This is a genomic window from Bradyrhizobium sp. CCGUVB14 (genome assembly GCF_024199935.1).
GTDB lineage: Bacteria > Pseudomonadota > Alphaproteobacteria > Rhizobiales > Xanthobacteraceae > Bradyrhizobium.
In genome coordinates this window covers 9,497,944-9,524,613 of sequence record NZ_JANADS010000001.1, presented here as the reverse complement: position 1 = coordinate 9,524,613, position 26,670 = coordinate 9,497,944, and the positions used below count along the sequence as shown (strand labels likewise).

The following is a 26,670-nucleotide window of genomic DNA, read 5'->3' as shown; positions in this document are numbered from 1 at the left end:
CAGGTGTAACTTGGCGTCACTTCCTCCACAAGTAGATTAAATCTTCGGTGCGAAAGCCACACCGGGAAATTACGGAAGCGGTGAATTGAGGCCGCCCCCAAAGACGTGCTATACGGAACGGCGAGGGTCAGGAAACGCACCGATGTCTGCCGTTGATTATGGCCGGGAAGCGCTGGACTTCATCGAAGGGCTGGGAGCCTATGACAGGGTCCCGGACGCAATGGATGCGCTTGCGATCACCTTCGGCCGCTACGGCTTCGAGCACATCATCGTAACCGGATTGCCGAATCCCGATCAGCGCTTTTCGCAGATGGTGCTGGCCAAGAGATGGCCTGCGGAATGGTTCAGCCTCTACACCGAAAAGAGCTACGACCGCGTCGATCCCGTGATCAGGAAGTGCCGCCACACGGTCAATCCGTTCGAATGGTCGGAAGCGCCTTATGACGCGGATCTCGAGCCGGGCGCGGTCGAGGTGATGCGGCGTGCAGCCGATTTCCGCATGTCGCGCGGTTTCGTCGTGCCGATCCACGGCTTGACCGGTTATGAGGCCGGCGTCTCGCTCGGCGGCGTTCATCTCGATCTCAATGCCCGCAGCAAGCCGGCACTGCATTTGATTGCGATGTACGGCTTCGACCACATTCGCCGTCTGCTCGCGCCGTCGCCGCATCCGTCGGCGCGCCTGACCCCGCGCGAGCGCGAGGTGATCGCCTGGGCATCGCAGGGCAAGTCCGCCTGGGAGATCGGCGAGATCCTCAACATCACGCAGCGCACCGCCGAAGAGCATCTTGCAACCGCTGCGCGCAAGCTCGGCGCCGTCAACCGGACGCATGCGGTCGCGATCGCGATCCGCCAAAGAATCATCAATCCCTGAAATCTTCGCCTACTGGGAAATTTCCCAATAGTCGGTTTTGGCTTTTTCGCTGAGGCTGCCCCCATTTCAAGCCATGGGGGAGTTCATGATTCATGTGATTTCTGCCGTCAACCGGCACCTCTACGAGGATGTGCTCGAACAGCATTTCCGTGTGCGCCACGAGATTTTCGTCGAAGAGCGGAAATGGGAGGCGCTGCGCAAGCCCGACAGCCGCGAGATCGACGACTACGACAACGAGGACGCGGTCTATCTGCTGGCTCTCGAGAATCGCCGCGTGCTCGGCGGTTCCCGCCTGTATCCGACCACCAAGTCGACCATGATGAGCGAGGTCTTCCCCCATCTCGCTGCGGTGCGCGGCTGCCCGGTCGATCCGCAGGTCTGGGAATGGTCGCGCTTCTTCGTGACGCGCGAGCGCCGCGATGGTGCGCTCAATCTGCAGCTCATGGCGGCGGCGCAGGAGTTCTGCCTCGATCAGGGCATTGAGCGGCTTTGCCTCGTCATGGAGACATGGTGGCTGCCGCGCTTCCACGACATCGGCTTCGTCGTCACGCCGCTGGGATTGCCGGCGCTGGTCGAGGACTCCTGGACCATGGCCGCGACCATCGAGATCCGCCAGGAATCACTCAACATCGTGCGCGAACGGATCGGGATGAAGAACCTCGTCCACCAGGACGGGCCGCGTCTCGATTGTATCGCCCGTGCCAACCTTTGCGGCCGTACCGCCGCGCAACGAAAGAGCGCCTGAGATGTCGAACATGATGCGAGACAGCCAAATCATGGCGCAAACCAAGGACGAGAATCTCGGCTACATGTCCGACATGGCGCTCGAGCTGGCGCAGATGGCCGAGGACACCGGGTTGGCGACGCTCGCCTACCTGTTCCGGATGGCGGCGCTGGAGGCCTCGACGGCCAACAGCGAGCTCAACGAGCCGGATGATTTCCCTCGACGGGTCACGTCGCACTAGACGTATCTTCGTTCCGACAAGCTGCGCACCCTCTCCCCGGCAACGGGGGGAGGGTGATCGTTTGGGTGCGTCAGGCTGCCCCACCCTGCGCGGCAGTCTTCTTGCAAGGCGGTTTTGTGCAAGGCGGGATTTGCGAGGCCTGTTTTTGATCGCATGCACCGGCATGCAACAAAGTGCATGTCTGACGCGGAATCACTCTTGCCTCGGAACGATACTGCCATTACCCATTTTTCCGCCTTGAAGAGGCAGGGGGAGCTCTTTCACTGATGGCGACTGTGTTCGAACATCGGCGCGCGTCCGCATGCGCCTGAAAGAGTTTTGATGCTGCTCGTCGTCGAACAGTTCTTGAACGGATTGCAGTTCGGCCTGCTGCTGTTCCTGCTCGCCGCCGGCCTGACGCTGGTGTTCGGGATCATGGATCTCGTCAACCTCGCGCACGGCTCGCTCTACATGATGGGCGCCTATTTCGCCGCGACCTTCGCGGCGTGGACCGGCAGCTTCCTGCTCGGCGCGTTGCTGGCGCTAGGTGCGACTCTCGTGCTCGGCATCGTGCTCGAGATGAGTGCGCTGCGGCATCTCTATGGCCGCGACCATCTCGACCACGTGCTCGCAACCTTCGGCCTGATCCTGTTCTTCAATGAAGCCGTGCGGCTGATCTGGGGCCCGGCGGGCCTCGCACTGCCGCTGCCGGCCTGGCTCACGGTGCCGGTGCCGATCCTGCCTGGCATTCATTATCCGGCGTACCGGCTCGCGATCATCGTCGTCGCGCTGCTGGTGGCGCTGCTGCTCTATCTCGGCGTGATGCGCACCCGCGTCGGCATGCTGATCCGCGCCGGCGCCTCCAACCGCGAGATGATCGGCGCGCTCGGCATCAACATCAAGCTGCTCTACACGCTGGTGTTCGGGCTGGGCGCGGCGCTCGCAGGGCTCGCCGGCATGATGCAGGCGCCGATCCTCACGGTGCAGATCGGCATGGGCGAGAACATCCTCATCCTGGCCTTCGTCATCATCGTGATCGGCGGCATTGGCTCGATCCGCGGCGCGTTCCTCGCCGCGATCTTCGTCGGCATGATCGACACGCTCGGCCGCGCCTTCCTGCCCAATCTGCTGCGGCAGGTGCTGAGTGGCGCCGCTGCCTCCACCGCCGCGCCCGCGCTGTCGTCCATGCTGATCTACCTGCTGATGGCGATCGTGCTGGTGGTGCGGCCGGAGGGGCTGTTTCCGGCCCATCGCAGATGAAGAGCTTGCGTCGATGAAGGCTTTCTCGGTGAGCAAGGCCGTTACGGCCCTGATGCTGGCAGGCCTCGTGCTGCTGCCGCTCTATTCGTATCTGTCCGGCAACGTCTTCATCCTGACGCTGTTCACCCGCATCGTCATCCTGGCGCTGGCGGCGGCAAGCCTCAACCTCATCATGGGGTTCGGAGGCATGATGAGCTTTGGTCACGCCGCCTATCTCGGCATCGGCGGCTACGCGGTCGGCATGCTGGCGCAGGAAGGCGTCGGAAGCGGATTCATCCAGTTTCCCGTCGCGTTGGCGGCATCTGCGATCTATGCGCTTGTGATCGGCGCGCTCTCTCTGCGCACGCGCGGCGTCTACTTCATCATGATCACGCTCGCGTTCGCGCAGATGGCCTATTACGTCGCCTCGGGCTTGGCGCGTTACGGCGGCGATGACGGCCTCACCGTCTACAAGCGCAGCGACTTCTCCGGGCTGATCAACCTCTCGAACCGCACGCAGTTCTATTATCTCTGCCTGGCCTGCCTGTTTGGCGTCATCTTCCTGATCTGGCGCATCGTCAATTCGCGCTTCGGCCTCGTGGTGCAGGGCCTGCGCTCCAACGAGCAGCGCATGCAGGCGATCGGCTTCCCGGCCAAGCGCTACCAGCTGGTCTGCTTCGTCATCTCCGGCACCATGTGCGGGCTCGCCGGCGCGCTGCTCGCCAACAACACCGATTTCGTCAGCCCGGCCGTGATGTACTGGACCCGCTCCGGCGATCTCATGGTGATGGTGATCCTGGGCGGGATGGGCACGCTGTTCGGCCCGGTCATCGGCGCGGTGGTGTATCTGCTGCTGGAAGAATTCCTGTCGCAGATCACCGAGTACTGGGCGCTGATCATGGGGCCGCTGTTGCTGCTGATCGTGCTGTTCGGCCGCGGCGGCATCATGGGCTTGCTGGGGAGGCTCAATCGTGGCTGAACCGCTGCTCCGCGTCGAAAAGCTGGTGCGCCGCTTCGGCGGCATCACCGCGACGGATAACGTCTCGCTCGACGTTGCCAGCGGCGAGCTGCACGCCATCATTGGTCCGAACGGCGCCGGCAAGACCACGCTGATCAGCCAGCTCACCGGGCATCTCGAGCCGCATTCCGGCAGCGTCTCGTTGGGCGGCCGAGACATCACCTATCTGCCGGCCTATCGCCGCTGCGCGCTGGGCCTCGCACGTTCGTTCCAGATCACCTCGCTGCTGCTGGACTTCACCGCAGCCGACAATGTCGCGCTGGCGGCGCAGGCGCATGCCGGCACCTCGTTCAGCTTCTTTGCCAATGCCCGCAAGGAGAGGGGCTTGCGCGATTCCGCCCATGCGGCGCTCGACCGCGTCGGCCTGTTGCATCGCGCCGACATCGTGGTGAACAGGCTCAGCCATGGCGAACGGCGCGAGCTCGAGCTTGCCGTCGCGCTCGCGAGCAAGCCGAAACTTCTGCTGCTCGACGAGCCGATGGCGGGCCTCGGCGTCACCGAATCCCAGCGCATGGTGAAGCTGTTGCAGGAGCTGCGCAAGGAAGTCTCGATCGTGCTGGTCGAGCACGACATGCCTGCGGTGTTCGCGCTCGCCGACCGCATCTCGGTGCTGGTCTATGGCCGCGTCATCGCCTCCGGCGATCCGGCCGCGATCCGCGCCAACGAAGACGTCAAGCGCGCCTATCTCGGCGACCAGCACGTGGTGACGCACCATGGCTGATACACTGCTCGACGTCGACGGCATCGAGACCTGCTACGGCCTCAGCCAGGTGCTGTTCGGTCTGTCGCTGTCGATCAAGCCCGGCGAGATGGTCTCGTTGATGGGCCGCAACGGCATGGGCAAGACCACGACGATCCGCTCGATCATGGGGCTGACGCCGGCGCGCGCCGGCAGCATCCGTTTTGCCGATGCCGAAGTCCGGCAACTTCCGTCGTACCGGATCGCCAAGCTCGGCATCGGGCTGGTGCCGGAGGGACGCCAGATCTTCCCGAACCTCACCGTGCGCGAAAATCTGGTCGCGGCCGCCGCCGATCGCTTCAACAGCGCCAATGCCTGGACGCTAGCCGCGATCTACGTGCTGTTCCCGCGCCTCGCCGAGCGCGCCGCCAACATGGGCAACCAGCTCTCCGGCGGCGAGCAGCAGATGCTCGCCATCGGCCGTGCGCTGATGACCAATCCAAAACTCCTCATCCTGGACGAAGCGACCGAGGGCCTCGCACCGCTGATCCGCGAAGAGATCTGGAACTGCCTGTCGCTCCTCAAGAGCCGTGGCCAGTCGATCCTGGTCGTCGACAAGAACGTCGACCACCTCGCCCGCATCTGCGACCGTCACTTCATCATCGAGCGCGGCAAGACCGTGTGGAGCGGTACGTCGGACGAGCTGATGGCCGAGCCGGATCTGCAGCATAAATATTTGGGAATTTGAGGCGTCGCGCGAGGCGGAAGGCAGTGCCCGCAAACCCGCTGTCGTCCTGACGACAGCGGGGCGCTCACCAATAGATCCCGTGCCGATGCAGCTCGCGGATCACGCGTGCCTCGGTGGACGGCTGGCGGTGCTTCGGCCTGGCCGTTTCTGCAGTCGGCTGCGCGGGCGCTGCGGCCGGCGCTGCCGCGGTTTGCGCCGGTGGTGCCGGTGGCGTTGAAGCCGGTGGTGTTGAAGCAGGTGTCGTGGTCGCCGTCTGCACGGTCGCCGGGGGCGTTGCCGTCGGAGCCTGTGTCGCCTGCGAGGGAGCCGTCGTTGCCGGCTGCTCTGTCGTCTGGCTGGCGTTGGTCGCGGACAGGCTCAGGCTGCGCGCACCGCCGGCATAGGCTTGGCCGGCCAACAGTGACATCGTTGCGATCAGGATCAGCTTGCGCATGGCAACCCCCTTTGTTTGGTCAATCCCTCTGACCTTGCTCGGCGTCAGCGGGCGAGGTGATGAGTACCGATCTCGACCAAGGTTGTCCGGCAGGACCAGCGGTAGATCAGACTGAACAATTGACCCAACATGATCGAACTCCATCGTTGATCATGGGGGCCAAGAATAGCCCTCGTGTCTTTCCGGCCGTTTTCGCGGCTTGATGAAAATGGCTTCGTCCGGGGCCTGCGTGATGTCTTCGGAACTGCTTTGACGACATCGCCTCACGGAGGTGTGAGCCCATCGCCGCGGGCAATCCCCGAGGTTGACGTCGGAATAATATCGGGATATCCCTGCATCCCATATACCGGGATATCCCGATATTGGAGGCGAAATGGCCGAGCAAGAGCTTCCCATCATGGAGCGGAACCGCTGCAACTGCGCGGCGCTGCGCAAGGCGTCGCGCCACATGACGCTGTTCTACGATGCGGCGCTGGAGCCATCGGGCCTCCGCTCGACGCAATTCGCGATGTTGACTGAAATTCACCGCCGCGGCGACGCCGCGCCTTCCATCGGCGATCTCGCCGAGGCGCTGGTGATGGACCAGTCCACCATCGGCCAGAACCTGCGCCCGCTCCAGCGCGACGGTCTCGTCACTCTGGAGCGCGATGAAGCCGATCGCCGAAGCCGCCAGATCAAGCTGACGCGCGCGGGACGCTCGCGCCTTGCTGATGCACGACCGCTCTGGCTCGCGGCGCAGGAGAAGTTTGAAAACGGTTTCGGCAAGCGTGCCGCCGCCGAGCTGCGAAACCTGTTGGCGGAGATCGCCGGGGATCCGTCGCTGGTCCCCGAACGGGCTGAATCGCATCACCAAAAGGCATAAGCGATGAACAGTATTGAACGCGCCACCTTTGCCCGTGCGGTGCCGCTCGACGATCTCTCGCTGCGGCCAAAACCTCCCCGCCCGTCGACGTCGCCAAACCTGGTGCTGGCGATCGTCTGTGTCGGCATTTGCCTTGCCAATCTCGACCTCTTCATCGTCAACGTCGCGCTGCCCAGCATCGGGCAGGACTTCAAGGACGCCTCGCTCGACGACATGTCGTGGGTGCTCAACGGCTACGCCATCGCCTACGCGGCGCTACTGGTCTTCTTCGGCCGGCTGGCCGAGCGTCACCGCAGAAATCTCAGCTTCCTGCTCGGCGTCGGCCTCTTCACGGCGGCGTCGGCCGCCTGCGCGGCCGCCAGCAGCGTCGGGGTGCTGACCGCGTTTCGCATCGTGCAGGCCGCGGGCGCTGCATTGATGACGCCGACCTCGCTCGGTCTGCTGCTGGCGGTGTTCGCGCCGGAAAAGCGCGGCGGCGCGGTGCGGACCTGGACGGCGATCGGCGGCCTCGCCGCGGCACTCGGACCAGTCGTCGGCGGCGTGCTCGTTGCGGTCAACTGGCGCTGGATCTTCTTCGTCAATGTCCCGATCGGTCTCGTCGCCATGGTGATCGGCTGGTGGAAGCTGCCGGAGATCGAAGGCCATGACGCGCCCCGGCCCAAATTTGTCGATGCAGTGCTGGTGACCGGCGGTATCGGCGCGCTCGTCTTCGCCATCGTCAAGGTCAGCGATTGGGGCTTTCGCACACCCGCCATCGGCTACAGCTTTGCGGTTGCTGCCATTCTGCTTGCACTGTTCGTCTGGCGCTGTCTTCGCCTCGAAAATCCCTTCGTCGATCCGGCGTTGTTTCGCATCCGTCCCTTCACCGGGGCCGCCTTGGTGATGGCGCCCTACTCGGCAGCCTTTGGCGCCATGCTGCTGTCGGTTGCGCTGTGGGAGCAGACAGCGTGGGGATGGTCGGCGTTGCAGACCGGGCTTGCGATCGCGCCGGGTCCACTGATGGTGCCGATCACCTCGCTGCTGTTTGCCGGGCGATTGATCGCGCGTTTCGGCGCCGCGCCCGTCGTGACCGCCGGCATCGTCATCTTCGCGGCCGGTCTGGTCGCCTGGGCAACCCTGATTGGAGCCGAGCCGCATCCGGCCTTCGTGATCCTGGGCATGATTCCGACCGGCATTGGCGTCGGCTTGACGTTTCCGACGTTGATGGGCGTCAGCGCCGCGGGCCTGCCGCCGTCGTCCTTCGCGACCGGCTCCGGCGTCATCAACATGATCCGCCAGGCTTCGCTCGCGGTGGGCGTTGCGATCTTCGTCGCCATGATCGGCTCGCCGTCATCCCTGCCGGAGCGCCTCGTCGCATTCCAGCGCGGATGGTGGGTGATGGTCGCGATCGTCGCGCTTGGCCTGCTGCCGACCTATCTCTACCTCAGGCAGAAGCCGAAGGCGCCATAACGGAGCGGTCAGAACATCTCGAAATATTCGCGATGCTCCCAATCCGTCACCTCCGACAGGAAACGATCGATCTCGGCGTTCTTGATGTGGGTGTAATAATCGACGAACTCCGCGCCGAATTCTTCGCGGAAGAACGGATCATCCTTCAGCGCGGAGACCGCATCGCGCAAGGACTTCGGTAGCAGCGGCGCCTTGGTCTCGTAGGGCGTGTCGGCGGAGGGGCCGGGATCGAGCTTGCGGTCGACGCCGTCGAGACCTGCGAGGATCTGGGCGGCCATGTAGAGATAGGGATTGGCGGCGGGCTCGCCCACCCGGTTTTCCAGGCGCGTGGCGGCATCGCCGGCACCGCCGAGCACGCGGATCATCACGCCGCGATTGTCGCGGCCCCAGATCGCGCGGTCCGGCGCCAGCGAATAGGAGCGGTAGCGCTTGTAGCCGTTGATGGTCGGCGTGGTGAACACGGTGGCCGCGCGGGCGTGGTCGAGCAGGCCGGCGAGGTATGAGCGGCCGAATGCGCTGAGCGGCTCGCCGCCGTCTTTGGCCATGAACAGGTTTTCGCCGCTCGCGCGCGAGACGATCGACTGGTGCAGATGCCAGCCGCTTGCAAACAGGTTCGGCAGTTTCGGCCGGCACATGAAGGTGGCGTGATAGCCGTGCCGGCGCGCGATCTGCTTCACGGCGCTACGAAACAGCACCATGTTGTCGGCGGGCTCCAGGCCCTTCTTCGGCGCAAAGGTGAATTCGCACTGGCTCGGCCCAAACTCGACCTCGACCGAGCGCAACGGCAGCCCGAGCGCGACGATGTCGCGGCGCAGGATCTCCAGCACGGGCTCCATCTGGTCGAAGCGCTGCTCGGTCAGATATTGGTAGCCGTGAGAGAGCAGGCTCACCGACGGCGGCGTGCCCGGCTGTCCCGCGTCTTCGACGCGCATATGCGGGTCGTCGAGCTTGAAGATGTGGAATTCGACCTCGAGGCCCGCGACGAAATCGTGGCCGCGGCGGCCGAGCTCGTCGAGCGCCTTGCGATACAGCCCGCGCGTCGCGAATGGCACCGGTCGGCCGTCATTGAAGTAGAGGTCGCAGAGCACCCAGCCCGTCGCCGGCGCCCAGGGCAGCACGCGAAACGTGGTGGGATCGGCGACCATCAGCACGTCGGCCGCGCCCTCCATCTCCTTCATGCCGAAGCCGCCGCCCGCGGTGAACACCGGAAACACCGTGCGGTGCGAAGTGTCCTTGGCGAGCATGGTGGTGGTGATGGAGCAGCCGCTCTCCAGCGCCGCGATCGCCTCGGCGGCGATGATGGTCTTGCCGCGCAGAATGCCGTGCTGGTCGGGGAAGGCGAGGCGGATGACCTCGAGGTTCTTGTCCTCGACGATGCGGCGCATGCGCGCCGCGGCGTCTGTCTGCTCATCCGACCACAGCGCATGACGCGCGACGAAAGTCACTTGGCCACTCCCTCAACTGCCGTAGGGTGGGCAAAGCGAAGCGTGCCCACGATCTATATCCATCACGGAGAAATGGTGGGCACGGCGCGTTGCGCCTTTGCCCACCCTACGGCAGCGGTGCACGAACGTCACTCCGCCGCCGTCAGCCGGTGCACGTTGTCGGCGATCTCCTTCGGCACCGGCGCGGTCCAGGACGCGCCGCGGCGGCGCTTGACATCAACTTCCATCCAGTAGGTCTCCCAGCCGCGGGTCGGCCCGATGCCGTCCATCGTCGCCGGACCCTGGATGCTGCGCGCGTTGGCCTCATCCAGGAACAGCATTGGCTTCTCGCCGCCGCCGACCTTCTCGATCTCCTGCCGGAGCAGGCGGCGATATTGCACGATCGCCTTGTCGCTCGAACCGAGGTGCTCCTTGGTGCGGTCCTGGATCGCGCCCATCGATTCCACCGCCCATTGGTCGTGGACGTTGATGTCGTTGCCCATGCCGGTATAGGTCGCGGTCTGCTGCTCGTGCGGATCGAAGCCGTAATCGTTGCTGCGGTTCTTGCGCGACTTGTAGTCCGGCAGCTCGTAGAGCTCGAGCCGCTGCTCGCGCATCTTCTTCTTGTCGACCGGGTTCGAATAGCTGGTGAAGATTGCGTACCAGTAGCAGTTCTCGTCATCGACCGGCACGTGCCACTGGGTGATCGTCATCTCCGTGCTCATGGGAATGACGAAGCCGTGTGGAAAGAGCTGGTTGGTGACGCGCACATGGGTGCGCTCTTCGTCGATCTCGCGCAGCGCGATCAGCCGCAGGCCGTATTCGGTGTGCTCGACATTGATGATCGGGCGGTCGTATTCGCGCAGGATTTTTGTCATCGGCAGGTCGCTGCCGGCCGAGGCGCCGCGGAACTGTTTGCCGTAGGCGGTCGACGTGTCCTCGTCCTCGAAGAAGCGGTGCAGATAGGAGGCGTGCGCGGGATCGATGCCGACCTCCAGCGCCTGCAGCCAGTTGCAGGCCATGTGGCCCTTGAACGCGAACGTATGTGTGCCCGGTGCGACGAAGCAGTCGATCTCCGGGAAAGCCGGCGGTTCACCCTCGCCGAGATAAGCCCAGAGGATGCCGCTCTTCTCCACCACGGGATAGGAGCGCTGGCGGATGTTCTGGCAGAGTTTTGAATCCTTCGGCTCGGCCGGCGTCTCGATGCACTGGCCGGTCGCGTCGAACAGCCAGCCATGGAAGGCGCAGCGCAGGCCGCCATGTTCGAGCCGCCCGAAGGCGAGGTCGGCGCCGCGATGGGCGCAATGACGATCGATCAAGCCGTAGCGACCGCTCTCGTCGCGAAACAGCACCAGGTTTTCGCCGAGCAGTTTGACGGGACGGATCGGCCGCTCGCCCTCGAGCTCGTCGATCAGCGCCGCCGGCTGCCAGTAACTCCGCATCAGCTTGCCGCACGGGTCTTTCGGGCCGGTGCGGGTGATCAGGTCGTTCTGCTCCTGGCTCATCATGGCGGTCGCGTCCTTTTTCGTGAGGGGCGTTCTGTTCGCCTATTGAACGAATGGGCGAATTATGACATGCCTTGGATCGGCAGCAAGCACTATTTTGCAGGATTGTCCCAGGGATCATGCCCAAGCTGAAGCGGAGCGAGACTGACGAGCGCGCGACGGATTTCGTCGAAGCCCTCGATCGTGGCCTGCGCCTGTTGCAATGCTTCGGCACCAACTCCGGCCCGATGACCCTGAGCGATCTCGCTCGCGCTGCCGAGCTGCCGCGTGCGACTGCGCGGCGCATGCTGTTCACGCTCCAGCGCGGCGGTTTTGTCAGTGGCGACGGAAAACTGTTCTCGCTGACGCCGCATGTGCTGACGCTGGCGGCATCCTATCTGCGCTCCAACCAGCTCATCACGGTGTTGCAGCCGGTGCTCGATCGCGTTGCGACCGCGGCGAACGAAATCTCCTCGCTCGCGGTGCTCGACGGGGATGATGTCGTCTTCATCGCACGCAGCAGCCCGGCGCGGATGTTTTCGGGCGGCCTCGAAATCGGCTACCGTCTGCCGGCCTTCTGCACCTCGGTCGGCCGCGCCATGCTCGGCCAGCTCGACGATGCCGATCTCGCCGCCCGCCTCAAGACCATGAAGCGCGAGGCACTGACGCCGCAGACGGAGACCGATCCCAAGGCATTGCTCGCGCGGATCGCCAATGACCGCGCGCAAGGCTATTCGCTGGTCGACCGCGAGGCCGAACCGCATTTCCGCTCGATCTCGGTTCCGGTGCGCCGCTACGACGACGTGATCGTCGCCGCCATCAACATGGGCGCCCATGTCGATCGCGTCCCGGCGCAGGAGTTGATCGGGCGTTTCTTACCACTGTTGCGCGAAGGCGCGGACTCCGTGCGTTCGCAATTGCTGTAGTGCCGTAACCGGTCGCCCGGGGGGAGCGCCGCGCTACCCGGGAATGTATTGCAGGACCCCCGGATGTCGCTTCGCTGATCCGGGCTGCGGGCCTATAATCTGCTCCACACACCAGATCAGGGAGCACGCCATGCAACACACCATGGTTCCCAGTGATCGCGTCGAGCACGTCGCCGTTTATGGGTGCGATGGCTCGAAGCTCGGCACGATCGAACGATTGATGCTCGACAAGGTAAGCGGAACGGTCGCCTACGCCATCATCAAGACCGGCAGGTTGCTCGGGACGCATCATCACTATCCCGTGCAATGGAGCGCGCTGAAATATGATCCGGGACGTCAGGCCTTCCAGGTCGAACTGACGCCGGAGCAATTGAGCAGCGGCCCCTGCGAGTTTGATGGCGATGAATTCGACTGGGGCGACCGCTCGCCGCCGTATCAGCATCCGAACTACTGGTCGATCTGAGGCCGCGAATTCCGGTGCCCATGCGACATCGCGACCGCCTCACTTGGTCGCGGTGCGCGAGCGCGCCTGCTGTGTCAAAAGGCAAAAATGCCGCATGACACACCTCTCATCGCCACCATCGTCGTCGGACTTGGACTAGCCTTCGTACTTGGAACAATCGCGCAGCGGTTCCGCATTCCGCCGCTGGTCGGATATCTGCTCGCCGGTGTTGCGGTCGGTCCGTTCACGCCGGGCTTCGTCGCCGACCAGGCGCTTGCCACCGAGTTGTCGGAGCTCGGAATTATCCTGCTGATGTTCGGTGTCGGTCTGCATTTCTCGCTGCAGGATCTGCTCAGCGTCCGCAACATCGCCGTGCCCGGCGCCGTCGTGCAGATCGCGGTCGCGACCTTGATGGGGCTCGGCCTTGCCCTGCTGATGGGCTGGAGCGCCAGCGCCGGCCTCGTGTTCGGCCTCGCTCTGTCGGTGGCGAGCACCGTGGTGCTGCTGCGCGCGCTGCAGGAGCGGCGCCTGATGGAGACCGATCGCGGCCGCATCGCCGTCGGCTGGCTGATCGTCGAGGACCTCGCGATGGTGCTCGTGCTGGTGCTGTTTCCGGCGATCGCGAGCCTTCAGGGCGGCCATGGCGGCAAGCCGACGTTCGAGCCGCTGGCCGCGCAGCTCGGTCTCGGGCTTGCCGGCGTGGTGATGCTGACGATCGTCAAGATCGTCGCGTTCATCGGCCTGATGCTGGTGGTGGGCCGCCGGGTGATTCCCTGGATTCTGCACTACATCGCCCATACCGGCTCGCGCGAGCTGTTCCGCCTTGCCGTGCTGGCCATCGCGCTGTGCATCGCCTTCGGCGCGACGAAGCTGTTCGACGTCTCGCTGGCGCTCGGGGCGTTCTTCGCCGGCATGATGCTGCGGGAATCGCCGCTCAGCGCGCGCGCCGCGCAGGAATCGCTGCCGCTGCGCGATGCTTTCGCCGTGCTGTTCTTTGTCTCGGTCGGCATGATGTTCGATCCGATGAGCGTGGTCCGCGAGCCCTGGCCGCTGCTGGCGACGCTTGCGATCATCATGCTCGGCAAATCGCTTGCCGCGTTCCTGATTGTGGTGCTGTTCCGGCATCCGGTCGCGACCGCCCTGACGATCTCCGCAAGCCTGTCGCAGATCGGAGAGTTCTCCTTCATCCTGGCCGAGCTCGGCGTCGCCTCGCAGATCCTGCCGAGCGACGGCCGCGACCTGATCATGGCCGGCGCGATCCTCTCCATCATGCTCAACCCGCTGATGTTCGCGGCCGCCACCTGGCTCGCGCCGCTGCTTGAACCGAGGCGGGATACGCTGCAAGTCGCGGCCGCCGTGCCTGAGCCGATCCGCGCCACCGATCTTGCCGACCATGCGATCGTGATCGGCTATGGCCGCGTCGGCGCCCTGGTCGGCGATGCCTTGAAGCAGCGGCAATTGCCGTTCCTGGTCGCCGAGGTCGGTGAGAGCGCGCTCGAGAAGCTCAAGCGGGGCGGCATCGAGACCATCATTGGCAATGCCGCGCAGCCCGAGATCCTCGGCGCCACAAATCCGGCGCGGGCACGGCATCTGGTCATCGCGATCCCCGAAGCGTTCGAGGCGGGGCAGATCGTGCAGCAGGCGCGCGCGGCCAATCCGGATCTCCGCATCATCGCGCGTGCGCATGCGGATGCCGAGGTCGATCACCTCAGGGGATTGGGGGCTGACGTCGTCATCATGGGCGAGCGGGAAATCGCGCGCGGCATGATCGAGGAGCTGGAGAGGAGAGTTCCGGATGCTGCCCAGCAAGATCCCCGCGCATTCGCGGTCGGTTCGGTCGTATGACCTGATCACGCCGGCGGGCCGGATCTACCGATTCCCGCCGCCGTCCCTGTTACAGCAGTTGTTGCGATGGGCGCTCGCGCATGCGGAGACGGTCGCGATCTCCGCGGCGATCCTGGCGTTGATCTATGTCGCGGGCTTTGCGGCCGAGGCGCTGGATCGCTCGGGGTTCGATGCGTGCAATGATGGCGGGCGCAGGGTTGGTTAGCCCTATCGTCCTTCCGCCTCGCGCTCCATGTCGCGGCCCGAAAGATCCTCGCCCTGCATGTTGGCGTAGTCGCGCGTCATCTCGCGCATGAGGAATTTTGCCGGCACGTCGTGATAGGTGCCGCGGTCGTTGACATATTGCATGTAGGCGCGGCCTTCGCCGTCGAAGGGATGCAGCAGCGCATCGGTGAGACCGTCGAAATCGAGCGGCGCCACGCCGACCTTGGCGCAGAGCGTGTCGTTGAAAGTCGGCGTCGCCTTGCGCCAGGCGCCGTCGACATGCACTTCCGTAAAACCGTGCCAGGTGAAGATATCCGTGCCCATGCTCGCCCGCAGCTTTTCCGTGGTGAGATGGTTCTTCACGTCTGCAAAGCCGACACGAGCAGGAATGCCGTGGACACGGCAGGCGGCGGCATAGAGCGAGGCCTTGCCGACGCAATAGCCCTGACCCGCGGCAAGCACGCTCGACGCGCGAAACGTCTCGGCGACGCGCATGCTGACGTAAGGGTTATAGCGGATGCCGTCGCGCACCGCCTTGTACAGCACGCTCGCCTTCTCGCGGGCACTGGCGTCCCCGCGTACCGCCGTTTCGGCGAATTGCTGCACGGCGGGATGATCGCTGTCGATGTACTCGCCTGGATCGGTGTAGAGGCGGCGGAGGGTATCGGGAAGGATGTCGGTCATGGCGCGAGTTTAGCAGCCGGCTTTGATCTAGCTCAATTTCGTTGGTTGCAGGCCGCCCATGCTCGCTGCACTGCGCCGTCACCGCTTGCGTCGAGCCGCTATCGCTTTTGCAGACGGCGATGCTGCGCTAGGTTGAGGGAACCGGCGAGGGGGAGTGGCAGCATGCTGAGATGGTGTGCCCATTGCCAGCAATTCATGGGCGAGATGCCGCCGCACGCGGATCTCGGCATCACACATGGGCTGTGCCGGAAGTGCGCGGGCGAACAGCCGGATCTGCTCAGCGGCGATGAATATGCCCATGCGGTCGCGCTGCGGGACATCTTTCAGTCGCTGTTCTCGGCCGGACGCAGGAACGATTTCGCTGCGGCGGGGCCGCTGATCGACAACGCCATCGCTGCCCATTGCCGGCCGGTCGACATTCTCATCGGCATGATCGCGCCAATGCTCTACGAGATCGGCAACGCCTGGGAGAACGGCACCCTCACCGTCGAAGGCGAGCACGAATTCACCGCTTACGCCGAGCGCGTGATCGATCTGGTCGAAGCGAGGATGCGGTTGGCCTGGTCAAGGCCGGCGCGCGCCGGCGGTGACGGTTGCTTTTTTCTGATGAATGCGCCGGGCAACATCCATGTGGTGGGCATTCGCATTCTCGGCCTCTGGCTCCAGAACCAGGGGTGGCGAACGCGGCACGTCGACGACCGTACGGTGCTCGATGCGCTGTCCGAGCCGGCGATGGAGGGTGAGCCGAAGACGCTGCTTGTCTCGATCGCGCTTCCCGACCAGTACGATGCCGTCGCCGCCCTCGTTGAACGCGTTCAGGCGTTGCCGGCGCCGAGCCGTCCGGACATTGTGCTCGGCGGCTACGCGGTCAAGACGGGGTTGGTGCCGCGGACCCCGGGTGTGAAGCTTGCCCCCGACATCAACGCGCTCGGTCTCGACTAGCCGCGATTGCGCATCCAGTCGGCAAGGCCTGATATGGCTTTATCGAGGTCCCGTCGCGCATCGAAGTCAGGGACGGTCTCCTCCATCGCACCGCGCATGCAGAGCAGCCACGCATCGCGCTCGGCATCGCCGATGGCAAAGCTGATATGCCGCTGCCGTAGCCGCGGATGGCCCTTCTCCGGCGTGTAGAGTTTTGGACCGCCCGTCCATTCCGCGAGATAGCGCTTCAGCACGTCCCTGATCAGGCCAAGATCGTCCGCATGCATCGCGCGGATGATTGTTGCTTCCGGCAGCGTATCCATGCGGTCGTAGAAGCGGTCGACCAACAGGTCGATCGTGGCACGGCCGCCGATCCGTTCGAACATGGAGGTGGTGACGTCGCTGGAGGTCATTGTGGGTCCGGATGGTTGCTATTGGGTTCGCATATAGTGACATTGCGGCGTGCCCACAAACTCCGCTGTCGTCCCGGACAAGCGAAGCGCAGATCCGGGACCCATAACCACAGGGCGCGGTTTGACGAAGATTGGTCGTTCGGGATTGGCCGTATACACAATCGGTGGATCACGCGGTATGGGTCCCTGCGTTCGCAGGGACGACAGTGGTGTGTGTGGCGCTGGATCGCCCTACAGCGCCACGCTCCGCAATCCAAAACTCCGCGCTTCGTTCTGCAGCACCGGCCGCACCGCATCGATCAGCCTTGCGGCTGCTGCATCGACCGATAGCCCCGCCGTATCCACCACCGCCGTCGCGCGCGCGTAGAGCGGCTCGCGGCTGAGCAGGATGTTGCGCAACTCGGCCATCGCGGAGCGATCATCCGCCATCGGACGCAGGTCGCCCTGGCGCCGGACGCGGGCCATGTGCTCTTCCGGCTCGGCCTTCAGCCAGATCGTGTAGAACGACGACAGGATCTGGTCGAAGGTCAACGGCTCCGACACGATGCCGCCGCCGGTCGCCAGCACCATCAGCTCGTTGCGTGCGAGCAGCTGCTGCAGCGCGGCTTGCTCCATGCGGCGGAAGCCTTCCTGGCCGTAGAGTGCGATGATCTCGGCGACCGAGAGGCCGTTCTGCTGCTCGACCTCCTTGTTGAGCTCGACAAAGCTCCAGCCGATCTTCTTCGCCAGCATTCTTCCCAGCGTCGATTTGCCGGCGCCGCGCAGGCCGATCAATGCGATGCCGCAGAACGGTGCGCGCCGCGGCGCGGAGGCGCTGCCGCCGGCGAGCAGATCCTTGGCCTGGGCGATCTGCGCCGGTGTCGCCTTGCGCAAGAGATCGCGAAACATCTGCCAGTCCGGCGTCGGATCGGCGGAGGGAAGCAGGTCCTCGAGATGCGCACCCATCGCGTCGGAGACACGGCGCAGCAGGACGATGGAGACATTGCCCTTGCCGCTTTCGAGCTGCGCGATGTAGCGCTCCGAAATTCCTGATACCTTGGCGAGCACCTTGCGCGACATGCCGCGCAGCGCGCGCATGGTGCGCACGCGCTGGCCGAGCTGTTCGAGAAAGCGGGATTCGGCGTCGGGACTGTCGGTCATGAGCCTTCTTTACAGGAGGTCCTGCGGCGCGTTTTAATGAAACATAATGCCTGCTGGCATTGACAGCAAGCTGTCACAGTGTCTTTCTATGAATTATAATTCTAAATTCGGGGGAGACGACCGTGAGCGAGGGATCCTACAACGCGGTGACCTGGCTGCTCGACCGTAACGTCGAGGAGGGCCGGGGCGACAAGCTCGTCTTCGACGACACCGTCTCGCGGCTGACCTATGGCGAGCTCCAGCGCGAGACCCGCCGCGCCGCCAACATGCTGCGCCGGCTCGGCGTCCGCCGCGAAGAGCGCGTTGCGATGATCATGCTGGATACGATCGATTTCCCGATCGTGTTCCTGGGCGCGATCCGCGCCGGCATCGTGCCGGTGCCGCTCAACACGCTGCTGACCGCGGACCAATACGCCTACATCCTCGCCGATTGCCGCGCGCGCGTGCTGTTCGTGTCCGAGGCGCTCTATCCCGTCATCAAGGATGTCGTCGGCCGCATGCCCGATCTCGAGCATGTCGTGGTCTCCGGCGCCAAGCAGAACGGGCACAAGCAGCTCGCGGAAGAGATCTCGGGCGAGAGCGATCAGTTCACCACGGCCGTGACGCATCCCGACGAGCCGGCATTCTGGCTCTATTCGTCGGGCTCGACCGGCATGCCCAAGGGCGTGCGCCACATCCACTCGAACATGCAGGCGACCGCCGACACCTATGCCAAGCAGGTGCTCGGCATCCGCGAGAACGATGTCGGCCTCTCCGCCGCAAAGCTGTTCTTCGCCTATGGCCTCGGCAATGCGCTGACGTTCCCGATGTCGGTCGGCGCCACGACCATTCTGAACAGCGAGCGGCCGACGCCGGCACGGATGTTCGACCTGATGAACCGCTACAACCCTTCGATCTTCTACGGCGTGCCGACGCTGTTCGCGGCGATGCTGAACGACGAGACCATGAAGAGCGAGCGCGGCGGCAAGTCCTTGCGCATCTGCACCTCGGCCGGCGAGGCGCTGCCCGAGTCCGTCGGCAACAGCTGGAAATCGCGCTTCGGCGTCGACATTCTCGATGGCGTCGGCTCGACCGAGCTGTTGCACATCTTCCTCTCGAATGCGCCCGGTGACATCAAATACGGCTCCTCCGGCAAGCCGGTGCCGGGCTACGCGGTGCGGCTCGTCAACGAGGCTGGCCAGGACGTGGCCGACGGCGAGGTCGGCGAGCTCCTGGTCGATGCGCCCTCGGCCGGCGAGGGCTATTGGAACCAGCGCCACAAGAGCCGGCGCACGTTTGAGGGTCCATGGACCCGCACCGGTGACAAGTATGTCCGCGACACCGATGGCCGCTACACCTTCTGCGGCCGCGCCGATGACATGTTCAAGGTCTCCGGCATCTGGGTCTCGCCGTTCGAGGTCGAGAGCGCGCTGATCACGCATCCCGCGGTGCTCGAGGCCGCTGTGGTACCCGAGGCCGATCCGGAAGGCCTGTTGAAGCCGAAGGCCTTCGTCGTGTTGCGCCCCGGTGCGAAGACGAGCGACCTGCAGGAGATGCTGAAGGAGCACGTCAAGCAGAAGATCGGCCCGTGGAAATATCCGCGCTGGATCGACGTGGTGGACTCGCTCCCGAAGACGGCGACGGGGAAGATCCAGCGATTCAAATTGCGCGAGGGCGCGAACTGATAATGCGGCAAACTCCGCTGCGCTCCCTCCCCCCTTGCGGGGGAGGGCGGGGGAGAGGGGTAGCCCAGCAAACGGTCTTCATTGTCGCGCGCGTTTTCTTCGTCACACTGGGAGTCCCCGTGTGACACCCCTCTCCCTAGCCCTCCCCCGCAAGGGGGGAGGGAACGACTGAGTCCGTCGAAGCATCTTGTCCGATCCGCTGAAAGAAGATTGCAAATGACCAACCTCACCCCCACCGGCTTCCTCAGCATCGGCACCGCCAGCTTCGAGTACAAATGGCTGGCGCCGCACTCGGCCGACGCACCCACCATCGTCATGCTGCATGAAGGCCTCGGCTCCGTCGGCTTGTGGGCCGACTTTCCGGAAAAGCTTCAGCAGGCCACCGGTGCCGGCATCTTCGCCTATTCGCGTGCGGGCTACGGCCAGTCGAGCCCAGTGACGCTGCCGCGGCCGCTCGACTACATGCAGCGCGAGGCGCTCGACGTGCTGCCGAAAGTGCTGGACGCCATTCCTTTCAAGCGCGGCCTGCTGCTCGGCCATTCCGACGGCGGCTCGATTGCGGCGATCTATGCCGGTTCACATCAGGACAATCGCCTGCAAGGCATCGCGCTGATCGCGCCGCATTTTGTCGTCGAGGACATCTCGGTGAAGTCGATCGCCGCGATCAAGGCCACCTATGAGACCACCGATCTCAAGGCGAAGCTCGCGCGCTGGCACAAGGACGTCGACAACGCCTTCTACGGCTGGAACGGCGCCTGGCTCGACCCGAAATTCCGCGACTGGGATATCTCGGAATATCTGGCCTACATCCGCGTTCCTGTCCTGGTCGTGCAAGGAAAGGACGACCAATATGGGACACTGCGGCAGGTCGAAATTGCACAGGAAGAGTGCTACTGTCCGGTAGATTTGAAAATTATTTCAGACGCGGGCCATTCCCCGCATCGTGAAGCGCCCGGAGCGACGCTTGACGCAATTGAGCAATTTGCAAAAGCGGCCCTGCGCGACGATCAGGGACTCGGGGTCCGCGCCGCATGATCATGCGGAGGCACATCCATGAATGTGCCTTCACATGCGGACGGCCAATTGCCGTGGCCGCGCTGGGCCTATGTGCCTGGCGAGACCGGCCAAGTCGACGCGGATTACCAGACCCTCGACATGGCCAAGGCGCTGGTGCCCCCGGCGTTCCGCGGTTACGTGCCGGCACGCCATCCGGCGCTCCGTTACGGCCTCGCGCTGAACGACCGCGGCTATTTCTGGGAGTCGCAGGAGGTGCTGGAGGCGCTGTGGGCGGGAGCCCCGCAAGGCGGCCGCGAGCGCATTCTGCTGCGGGCCTGCATCCATGTCGCCAACGCCAATCTGCGGCTGCGCATGCAGAAGGCGCATTCGGCCGCGCGCCTGTTTGGGGATGCGCTCACCGAACTGCGTGCGCTGACCTCCCGCAAGGCGGCCCCGGCCGGCGACGGCTTCGTCGAGAGCTTTCCAGTGCCGGCGCTGGCAGCCTCGCTCCAGGCCAAGCTCGGCCGCGCCCAGCTCACCAAAGCCGATTGGATCGGGCTCGGCGCCATCGTGCGGTCCCAGGCGCCTTCATGAAACAAAGTGCATGTATGGGCGATTAAGGACTAGACGCGCTCGGTAACATGCACTATTGTGCATCTAACGGTAAAACCAAGACGAGCTCAAGGGTGGCCCATGGCCGGGGAAGATCGGCGCCTCGCAGGCGGCGCGACATTCATCGATTTCCAGACCGAACCGTCCCGCTACAAGCACTGGAAGCTGGCGGTCGATGGTGACGTCGCGACGCTGACCATGGACGTCGACGAGAACGGCGGCCTGTTCGAGGGCTATCTGCTCAAGCTCAATTCCTACGACCTCGGCGTCGACATCGAGCTTGCCGACGTGGTGCAGCGGCTGCGCTTCGAGCACCCCGAGGTGAAGGTCGTGGTGATGCGCTCGGCCAAGAACCGCGTGTTCTGCGCCGGCGCCAATATCCGCATGCTCGCGGGCTCGACCCACGCCCACAAGGTGAACTTCTGCAAGTTCACCAACGAGACCCGCAACGGCATGGAAGACTCGTCCGAGAATTCCGGCCAGCGTTTCATCACGGTCGTGAACGGCTCGGCGGCCGGCGGCGGCTATGAGCTCGCGCTCGCCACCGATCACATCATCCTCGCCGACGACGGTGCGTCTGCTGTTGCGCTGCCCGAAGTGCCGCTGCTCGCGGTGCTGCCGGGCACCGGCGGGCTGACGCGTGTCGTCGACAAGCGCAAGGTGCGCCGCGATCACGCCGATTTCTTCTGCACCATCGAGGAAGGCGTGAAGGGCAAGCGCGCGGTACAGTGGCGCCTCGTCGACGAGATCGCGCCGAACTCCAAGCTCGAGGCCAAGATCGTCGAGCGCGCCAAGGAATTCGCAGGCAAGTCGAAGCGTGCCGGCAGCGGCAAGGGCATCGCGCTTTCCCCGCTCAGGCGCACGATCGACGAGACCAGCATCCGCTACGGCTTCGTCACCGTCGATATCGACCGCGCCGCGCGCATAGCCACCATTTCGATCAAGGCGCCGGAGGCGGCAGCCCCCGCCGACATCGACGGCATGTTGGCGCAGGGCGCGTCGTTCTGGCCGCTGCAGGTGGCGCGCGAGCTCGACGATGCCATCCTGCATTTGCGCATCAACGAACTCGAGATCGCGATGCTGGTGTTCAAGAGCCATGGCGACCGCGCCCATGTGCTCGCCAGCGACGCCTTCCTCGAAGCCAACAAGGCGCACTGGCTGGTCAACGAGATCCGGCACTATTGGAAGCGCGTGCTTAAGCGCATCGACGTCACCTCGCGCACGCTGGTGACGCTGGTCGAGCCCGGCTCGTGCTTCGCCGGTACGCTCGCCGAGCTCGTGTTCGCGGCCGACCGCTCCTACATGCTGATCGGCGCGCGCCAGGGCGACAACCAGCCGCCGCCGTCGATCGAATTGTCGGCGATGAACTTCGGCCCGTATCCGATGAGCCACGGCCTGACGCGGTTGGAGTCGCGCTTCCAGGCCGACCCGGCGGATGTGGAACGCGCGGAAGCCACGCTTGGCACCACGCTCGACGCCGAGCAGGCGGAAGAGCTCGGTCTCGTCACCTTCGCGCTCGACGATATCGACTGGGACGACGAGGTCCGCGTGTTCCTCGAGGAACGCGCCAGCTTCTCGCCCGACAGTCTCACCGGCATGGAAGCGAGCCTGCGCTTCGTCGGCCCCGAGACGATGGAATCAAAAATCTTCGCGCGCCTGACCGCCTGGCAGAACTGGATCTTCCAGCGCCCCAACGCCGTCGGCGAGGAAGGCGCACTGCGCCGCTACGGCAGCGGCCAGAAGCCGAAATTCGATATGACGCGGGTGTAACCCCCATTCGTGTCCCGGGCGCGCTGCGGCACGAAGTGACGCTGCGCAGAACCGGGACCCATAGTGGACCGAACAATAGGTCCCGGCTCAGCAGTGCAGCACTTCGCGCCGCACTGCGTCCGGGACACGAGACGGAGCAAGGAGCACGGCCATGAACATGAACATCATGAACGTCGACTACTCGACCAAGATTCCGAACAACGTGAATCTCGCCGAAGACCGTCAGGTGCTGAAGGCGCTCGAGGGCTGGCATCCCGGCTACATGGATTGGTGGAGCGACATGGGGCCGGAAGGTTTCCAGGAATCGCTGGTGTACTTGCGCACCGCGTATTCGGTCGATCCGCGCGGCTGGGCCAAGTTCGACTATGTCCGCATGCCCGATTATCGCTGGGGCATTCTGCTTGCGCCGCAGGAAGAGAACCGCGTCGTCCCGTTCGGCGAGCACTTTGGTGAGCCGGCCTGGCAGGAAGTCCCGGGCGAATATCGCGCCATGCTGCGCCGCCTGATCGTGATCCAGGGCGACACCGAGCCGGCGTCGGTCGAGCAGCAGCGCCACCTCGGCAAGACCGCGCCCTCGCTCTACGACATGCGCAATCTGTTCCAGGTCAATGTCGAGGAAGGCCGTCACCTCTGGGCGATGGTCTACCTGCTGCAGAAATATTTCGGCCGCGACGGCCGCGAGGAAGCCGACGATTTGCTGCGCCGTCGCTCTGGCGATGCCGACGCGCCGCGCATGCTGGGCGCCTTCAACGAGGCGACGCCGGACTGGCTGTCCTTCTTCATGTTCACCTACTTCACCGATCGCGACGGCAAGATGCAGCTGCATTCGCTGGCGCAGTCGGGCTTCGATCCGCTGTCGCGCACCTGCCGCTTCATGCTCACGGAAGAAGCGCACCACATGTTCGTCGGCGAGACCGGCATCACCCGCGTCGTGCAGCGCACTTGCGATGCGATGCGCGAAGCCGGCATCACGGACCCGACCGACATCGCCAAGGTCCGTGCGCTTGGCGTGATCGATCTGCCGACCATCCAGAAGAAGCTCAACCTGCACTACACGCTGTCGCTCGATCTGTTCGGCTCGGAAGTTTCGACCAACGCCGCCAACGCCTTCAACACCGGCATCAAGGGGCGCTATCACGAGACCCAGATCGACGACGATCACCAGCTCAAGAACGCCACCTATCCGGTGCTCAAGTTCATCAACGGCGAGATCAAGCTGGTCGACGAGCCGGCGCTGACCGCGCTCAACATGCGCCTGCGCGACGACTACAGCCAGGATTGCGTCAAGGGCATGCTGCGCTGGAACAAGGTGATCTCGACCGCCGGCTACGACTTCAAGCTGACGCTGCCGAACGTCGCCTTCCACCGCCATATCGGCGAGTTCAAGGACGTGCACGCGACGCCCGACGGCATTTTGATCGACGATGCCACCTGGGCCAAGCGCAAGGACGACTGGCTGCCCTCGACCGCCGACGGCGACTTCATCACGTCGCTGATGCAGCCCGTCACGGAGACCGGCAAGTTCGCGTCGTGGATCTCGCCGCCGAAGGTGGGTATCGACAACAAGCCGGGCGATTTCGAATACGTGAAGATCGAGTCGTAAGCGTCAGGTCGACGCTCGAGCCAAAAATTCCGCTGTCGTCCCGGCGAAAGCCGGGACCCATAACCACAGGGAGTTAATTGGCGAAGGTTCGTCGTTCGGTACTCATACCGATCGCAATCGATGGATTCCGCGGTATGGGTCCCGGCTTTCGCCGGGACGACGCCGCGTGTGACGCAGCCCTTACCCCGCGATCTCCAATCCCGCATTCGCGTACACCACGCCGCCGTCGACCGCGATGGTGTTGCCGACCACATAATCTCCCGCGCGCGAGGCGAGGTAGATCGCGACGCCCGCCATGTCCTCGTCGGTGCCGATGCGCCGCGACGGAATGCGTTTCGCCACTTCGTCCGAATGGTCGCGCGCGGCGCGGTTCATGTCGGACTTGAACGCGCCCGGTGCGATCGCGGTGACGTTGATGTTGTCCTTGATCAGCTTCGTCGCCATGCGCCGGGTCAGATGGATCACCGCGGCCTTGCTCGCGGCGTAGGAATAGGTCTCGCCCGGATTGACGAAGATGCCGTCGACGGAGGCGATGTTGATGACCTTGGCGGGCCGCTCGTGCGAGGCCGCCGCGCGCAGCGGCTTGGCCAGCGCCTTGGTCAGGAAGAACAGCGATTTGACATTGAGGTCCATCACCTTGTCCCAGCCGCTTTCGGGGAATTCGTCGAACTCCGCGCCCCAGGCCGCACCGGCATTGTTGACGAGGATGTCGAGGTTCGGCTCGAGCCTGATGATTTCGGACGCGAGCTTGTTGCAGCCTTCGACGGTCGAGATGTCGATCGGCAGGGCAATGCATTCGCCGTCATATTGCGCCGAGAGCTCTTTCGCCGTGGCTTCGCACGGGCCGGCCTTGCGCGCGGTGATGTAGACCTTCGCAGCGCCTGCGCCGAGATATCCGGCCGCGATCATCTTGCCGATGCCGCGCGAGCCGCCGGTCACGAGTGCGATACGGCCTTTGAGCGAAAACAGATCGTTGGACATGGTGCCTCCCTTGGTTGGCGCCGTTTTGAGCGCCGCGGGGAGGGGAGTCAAGGAATGCGCTGAGATCGGAGTGTGGCGCGCGGCGGTTCAAAAAAACTCGGTGTCGTCCCCGCGAAGGCGGGGACCCATAACCACAGGGAGTGGTTTGGCGAAGACTCGTTGTTCGGTACGCCTACCGACATCAATCGATAAATTCCGCGGTATGGGCCCCGGCCTTCGCCGGGACGACAGCGGAGGCCTATGCCGCGGCAAACCGGCGAAGGCCGTTCCACATCGCGGTCGCGGCGCCCGAGGTCAGCACCGGCAGAATGCGCGCGTCCTGGTAGTTGCCGTTGAGCGAGACGCGCGGCAGCGCGGTCATGTGGCCGGCGTTCTCTGCGAACAGCATGCCGGGCCGTGTCGTCACTGCGGTCTTGAAGCCGGCGGATGCGGCCAGCGTGAATTCGCGCTCGCCCGCGGCTTCGCGATCGCCATAGGGATAGGCGAGATGCAGCACCTCGCGGTCCAGTGCGGTCTCGATCCGCACCCGGCTGACGGCCATCTCCTGTGCGGCGATCGCCTCGCTCTGCTTGGCGAGATTGCAATGGCTGATGGTGTGGGCGCCGATCGTGACCAGCGGGTCGGCCGCGAGCCGCTTCACCTCGTCCCAGGACAGGCAGAGGCTGCGGCACAGCGCTTCCATGTCGACACCATGCGTCGCGCAGAGTGCTTCGATCTCGCGCTTCAGATCGTGCTCGCCAGGAAGGGCGCGGAGCCAGTCGTGCAGGCGGTCGAACGCCGCCTGCTTCGCTGCCGGCGTGCTTGCATCGAGCCGCAGCGCGGAATGGCCGATCTGCACGTCGACCTGCTCGGCCCTGGCGATGACGGCCTCGAGCGCGGCCCACCACAGCCGCCCGGTGCCCTCGGCGAAGTCGCTGGTCACGTAGATGGTCGCGGGCGCGTCAAATTCGCGCAGCACCGGCAACGCGTGGTCGTGGTTGTCGCGGTAGCCGTCGTCGAAGGTGAAGGCGGCGAAGCGGCGGTCGAAGCGGCCTTGCAGCAGCCGTTCGTGCAGCTCGTCCATGCTGACGATGTCGATCTCGCGTGACCGCAGATGGCACAGCGTCGCGCGCAGGAAGTCGGGGGTGACCTCGAGATGCCGGTTCGGCTGGAACGCGCCCGCACGGGCCGGCCGCACATGGTGCAGCATGAAAATGGCGCCGACGCCCGACAGCAGCGGGCGCAGCAGATGGTGCGCCCCGCTGAAATAGAGTGCTCCCAGCCCGGCGCGAATGACGTTGTTACGGAGTTGTTTCATGATCGGCTGGCCGACCCCTGG

27 protein-coding genes are annotated in these 26,670 nt (G+C 64.6%); 19 read left to right on the top strand and 8 right to left on the bottom strand.

Annotated elements, in window-relative coordinates; translation table 11 throughout:
* Positions 1–142 precede the first annotated feature (142 nt).
* From NLM32_RS44615 to NLM32_RS44585, 7 genes are all read left to right on the top strand, one after another.
* The gene (locus NLM32_RS44615) at positions 143–871 is read left to right on the top strand and encodes a LuxR family transcriptional regulator (protein WP_254134976.1); all 729 of its coding nucleotides are present in this window, start codon (positions 143–145) and stop codon (positions 869–871) included.
* Between the two features lie 85 nt (positions 872–956).
* Positions 957–1,616 carry an acyl-homoserine-lactone synthase gene (locus NLM32_RS44610; protein ID WP_254134975.1) on the top strand — a complete coding sequence of 220 codons (660 nt, stop codon included), beginning with the start codon at positions 957–959 and terminating at the stop codon, positions 1,614–1,616.
* A gap of 1 nt (position 1,617) precedes the next feature.
* Positions 1,618–1,836, top strand: coding sequence for a hypothetical protein (locus NLM32_RS44605; RefSeq protein ID WP_283047035.1), 219 nt, complete (start codon positions 1,618–1,620; stop codon positions 1,834–1,836).
* A gap of 321 nt (positions 1,837–2,157) precedes the next feature.
* Positions 2,158–3,075, top strand: a complete 918-nt coding sequence (locus NLM32_RS44600; protein ID WP_254134973.1) for a branched-chain amino acid ABC transporter permease — start codon at positions 2,158–2,160, stop codon at positions 3,073–3,075.
* A 13-nt stretch (positions 3,076–3,088) separates the two neighbouring features.
* Entirely contained in the window at positions 3,089–4,033 is a 945-nt protein-coding gene (locus tag NLM32_RS44595) for a branched-chain amino acid ABC transporter permease (protein ID WP_254134972.1), read from the top strand.
* On the top strand, positions 4,026–4,793 hold the full coding sequence (locus tag NLM32_RS44590; RefSeq protein ID WP_254134971.1) for an ABC transporter ATP-binding protein: 768 nt from the start codon (positions 4,026–4,028) through the stop codon (positions 4,791–4,793). The genes NLM32_RS44595 and NLM32_RS44590 overlap by 8 nt, the downstream gene beginning before the upstream one ends.
* Positions 4,786–5,499 (top strand): ABC transporter ATP-binding protein, encoded by a 714-nt coding sequence (locus NLM32_RS44585; protein ID WP_254134970.1) that lies wholly within the window; start codon positions 4,786–4,788, stop codon positions 5,497–5,499. The genes NLM32_RS44590 and NLM32_RS44585 overlap by 8 nt, the downstream gene beginning before the upstream one ends.
* A 64-nt stretch (positions 5,500–5,563) precedes the next feature.
* Here NLM32_RS44585 and NLM32_RS44580 read toward each other — a convergent pair whose 3' ends face one another.
* Positions 5,564–5,932, bottom strand: coding sequence for a hypothetical protein (locus tag NLM32_RS44580; RefSeq protein WP_254134969.1), 369 nt, complete (start codon positions 5,930–5,932; stop codon positions 5,564–5,566).
* 373 nt (positions 5,933–6,305) lie between these two features.
* Between NLM32_RS44580 and NLM32_RS44575 the strand changes: the two genes are divergently transcribed.
* Together NLM32_RS44575 and NLM32_RS44570 are read left to right on the top strand one after the other, a co-directional pair.
* A complete protein-coding gene (locus NLM32_RS44575; protein ID WP_254134968.1) occupies positions 6,306–6,794 on the top strand; it encodes a MarR family winged helix-turn-helix transcriptional regulator in 489 nt (162 codons plus the stop codon).
* 3 nt (positions 6,795–6,797) lie between these two features.
* Positions 6,798–8,243, top strand: coding sequence for an MFS transporter (locus NLM32_RS44570; RefSeq protein ID WP_254134967.1), 1,446 nt, complete (start codon positions 6,798–6,800; stop codon positions 8,241–8,243).
* Positions 8,244–8,251: 8 nt separating this feature from the next.
* On the opposite strand, the gene NLM32_RS44565 is transcribed toward NLM32_RS44570, so the two are convergent.
* The gene (locus tag NLM32_RS44565) at positions 8,252–9,688 is read right to left on the bottom strand and encodes a glutamine synthetase family protein (RefSeq protein ID WP_254134966.1); all 1,437 of its coding nucleotides are present in this window, start codon (positions 9,686–9,688) and stop codon (positions 8,252–8,254) included.
* A gap of 128 nt (positions 9,689–9,816) precedes the next feature.
* Positions 9,817–11,175, bottom strand: a complete 1,359-nt coding sequence (locus tag NLM32_RS44560) for an aromatic ring-hydroxylating dioxygenase subunit alpha (RefSeq protein ID WP_254134965.1) — start codon at positions 11,173–11,175, stop codon at positions 9,817–9,819.
* 116 nt (positions 11,176–11,291) lie between these two features.
* Between NLM32_RS44560 and NLM32_RS44555 the strand changes: the two genes are divergently transcribed.
* The 4 genes from NLM32_RS44555 to NLM32_RS44540 all read left to right on the top strand — a co-directional run bounded on the left by NLM32_RS44555 (position 11,292) and on the right by NLM32_RS44540 (position 14,569).
* Positions 11,292–12,077 carry an IclR family transcriptional regulator C-terminal domain-containing protein gene (locus NLM32_RS44555; RefSeq protein ID WP_254134964.1) on the top strand — a complete coding sequence of 262 codons (786 nt, stop codon included), beginning with the start codon at positions 11,292–11,294 and terminating at the stop codon, positions 12,075–12,077.
* Positions 12,078–12,207: 130 nt separating this feature from the next.
* Positions 12,208–12,540, top strand: a complete 333-nt coding sequence (locus tag NLM32_RS44550; protein WP_254134963.1) for a PRC-barrel domain-containing protein — start codon at positions 12,208–12,210, stop codon at positions 12,538–12,540.
* A gap of 87 nt (positions 12,541–12,627) precedes the next feature.
* Positions 12,628–14,364 (top strand): YbaL family putative K(+) efflux transporter, encoded by a 1,737-nt coding sequence (ybaL, locus tag NLM32_RS44545; protein WP_254134962.1) that lies wholly within the window; start codon positions 12,628–12,630, stop codon positions 14,362–14,364.
* Positions 14,315–14,569: a hypothetical protein gene (locus tag NLM32_RS44540; RefSeq protein ID WP_254134961.1), complete on the top strand. Its 255-nt coding sequence runs from the start codon at positions 14,315–14,317 to the stop codon at positions 14,567–14,569. Before ybaL ends, NLM32_RS44540 begins: the two co-directional genes overlap by 50 nt.
* Before the next feature lie 2 nt (positions 14,570–14,571).
* On the opposite strand, the gene NLM32_RS44535 is transcribed toward NLM32_RS44540, so the two are convergent.
* The gene (locus tag NLM32_RS44535) at positions 14,572–15,252 is read right to left on the bottom strand and encodes a transglutaminase family protein (RefSeq protein ID WP_254134960.1); all 681 of its coding nucleotides are present in this window, start codon (positions 15,250–15,252) and stop codon (positions 14,572–14,574) included.
* 162 nt (positions 15,253–15,414) lie between these two features.
* Here NLM32_RS44535 and NLM32_RS44530 point away from each other — a divergent pair, with 162 nt between their 5' ends.
* The gene (locus NLM32_RS44530) at positions 15,415–16,194 is read left to right on the top strand and encodes a B12-binding domain-containing protein (RefSeq protein WP_254134959.1); all 780 of its coding nucleotides are present in this window, start codon (positions 15,415–15,417) and stop codon (positions 16,192–16,194) included.
* Here the strand turns inward: NLM32_RS44530 and NLM32_RS44525 are convergent.
* Together NLM32_RS44525 and NLM32_RS44520 are read right to left on the bottom strand one after the other, a co-directional pair.
* A complete protein-coding gene (locus NLM32_RS44525; RefSeq protein ID WP_254134958.1) occupies positions 16,191–16,586 on the bottom strand; it encodes a group II truncated hemoglobin in 396 nt (131 codons plus the stop codon). The genes NLM32_RS44530 and NLM32_RS44525 overlap by 4 nt on opposite strands.
* A 231-nt stretch (positions 16,587–16,817) precedes the next feature.
* Positions 16,818–17,726, bottom strand: a complete 909-nt coding sequence (locus NLM32_RS44520; protein ID WP_200471348.1) for a helix-turn-helix transcriptional regulator — start codon at positions 17,724–17,726, stop codon at positions 16,818–16,820.
* A gap of 122 nt (positions 17,727–17,848) precedes the next feature.
* Between NLM32_RS44520 and NLM32_RS44515 the strand changes: the two genes are divergently transcribed.
* The 5 genes from NLM32_RS44515 (at position 17,849) to boxB (ending at position 24,371) form a co-directional block, all read left to right on the top strand.
* Positions 17,849–19,390, top strand: coding sequence for a benzoate-CoA ligase family protein (locus NLM32_RS44515; protein ID WP_254134957.1), 1,542 nt, complete (start codon positions 17,849–17,851; stop codon positions 19,388–19,390).
* Between the two features lie 216 nt (positions 19,391–19,606).
* Positions 19,607–20,425, top strand: a complete 819-nt coding sequence (locus tag NLM32_RS44510) for an alpha/beta fold hydrolase (protein ID WP_254134956.1) — start codon at positions 19,607–19,609, stop codon at positions 20,423–20,425.
* A gap of 18 nt (positions 20,426–20,443) precedes the next feature.
* On the top strand, positions 20,444–20,980 hold the full coding sequence (locus NLM32_RS44505; protein ID WP_254134955.1) for a DUF309 domain-containing protein: 537 nt from the start codon (positions 20,444–20,446) through the stop codon (positions 20,978–20,980).
* Between the two features lie 99 nt (positions 20,981–21,079).
* On the top strand, positions 21,080–22,768 hold the full coding sequence (gene boxC / locus NLM32_RS44500; protein WP_254134954.1) for a 2,3-epoxybenzoyl-CoA dihydrolase: 1,689 nt from the start codon (positions 21,080–21,082) through the stop codon (positions 22,766–22,768).
* A 151-nt stretch (positions 22,769–22,919) separates the two neighbouring features.
* Positions 22,920–24,371 (top strand): benzoyl-CoA 2,3-epoxidase subunit BoxB, encoded by a 1,452-nt coding sequence (boxB, locus tag NLM32_RS44495; RefSeq protein ID WP_254134953.1) that lies wholly within the window; start codon positions 22,920–22,922, stop codon positions 24,369–24,371.
* Positions 24,372–24,551: 180 nt separating this feature from the next.
* Here boxB and NLM32_RS44490 read toward each other — a convergent pair whose 3' ends face one another.
* Both NLM32_RS44490 and NLM32_RS44485 read right to left on the bottom strand, forming a co-directional pair.
* On the bottom strand, positions 24,552–25,352 hold the full coding sequence (locus NLM32_RS44490) for an SDR family oxidoreductase (RefSeq protein ID WP_254134952.1): 801 nt from the start codon (positions 25,350–25,352) through the stop codon (positions 24,552–24,554).
* Between the two features lie 238 nt (positions 25,353–25,590).
* Positions 25,591–26,649, bottom strand: a complete 1,059-nt coding sequence (locus NLM32_RS44485; protein ID WP_254134951.1) for a polysaccharide deacetylase family protein — start codon at positions 26,647–26,649, stop codon at positions 25,591–25,593.
* Positions 26,650–26,670: the final 21 nt, after the last annotated feature.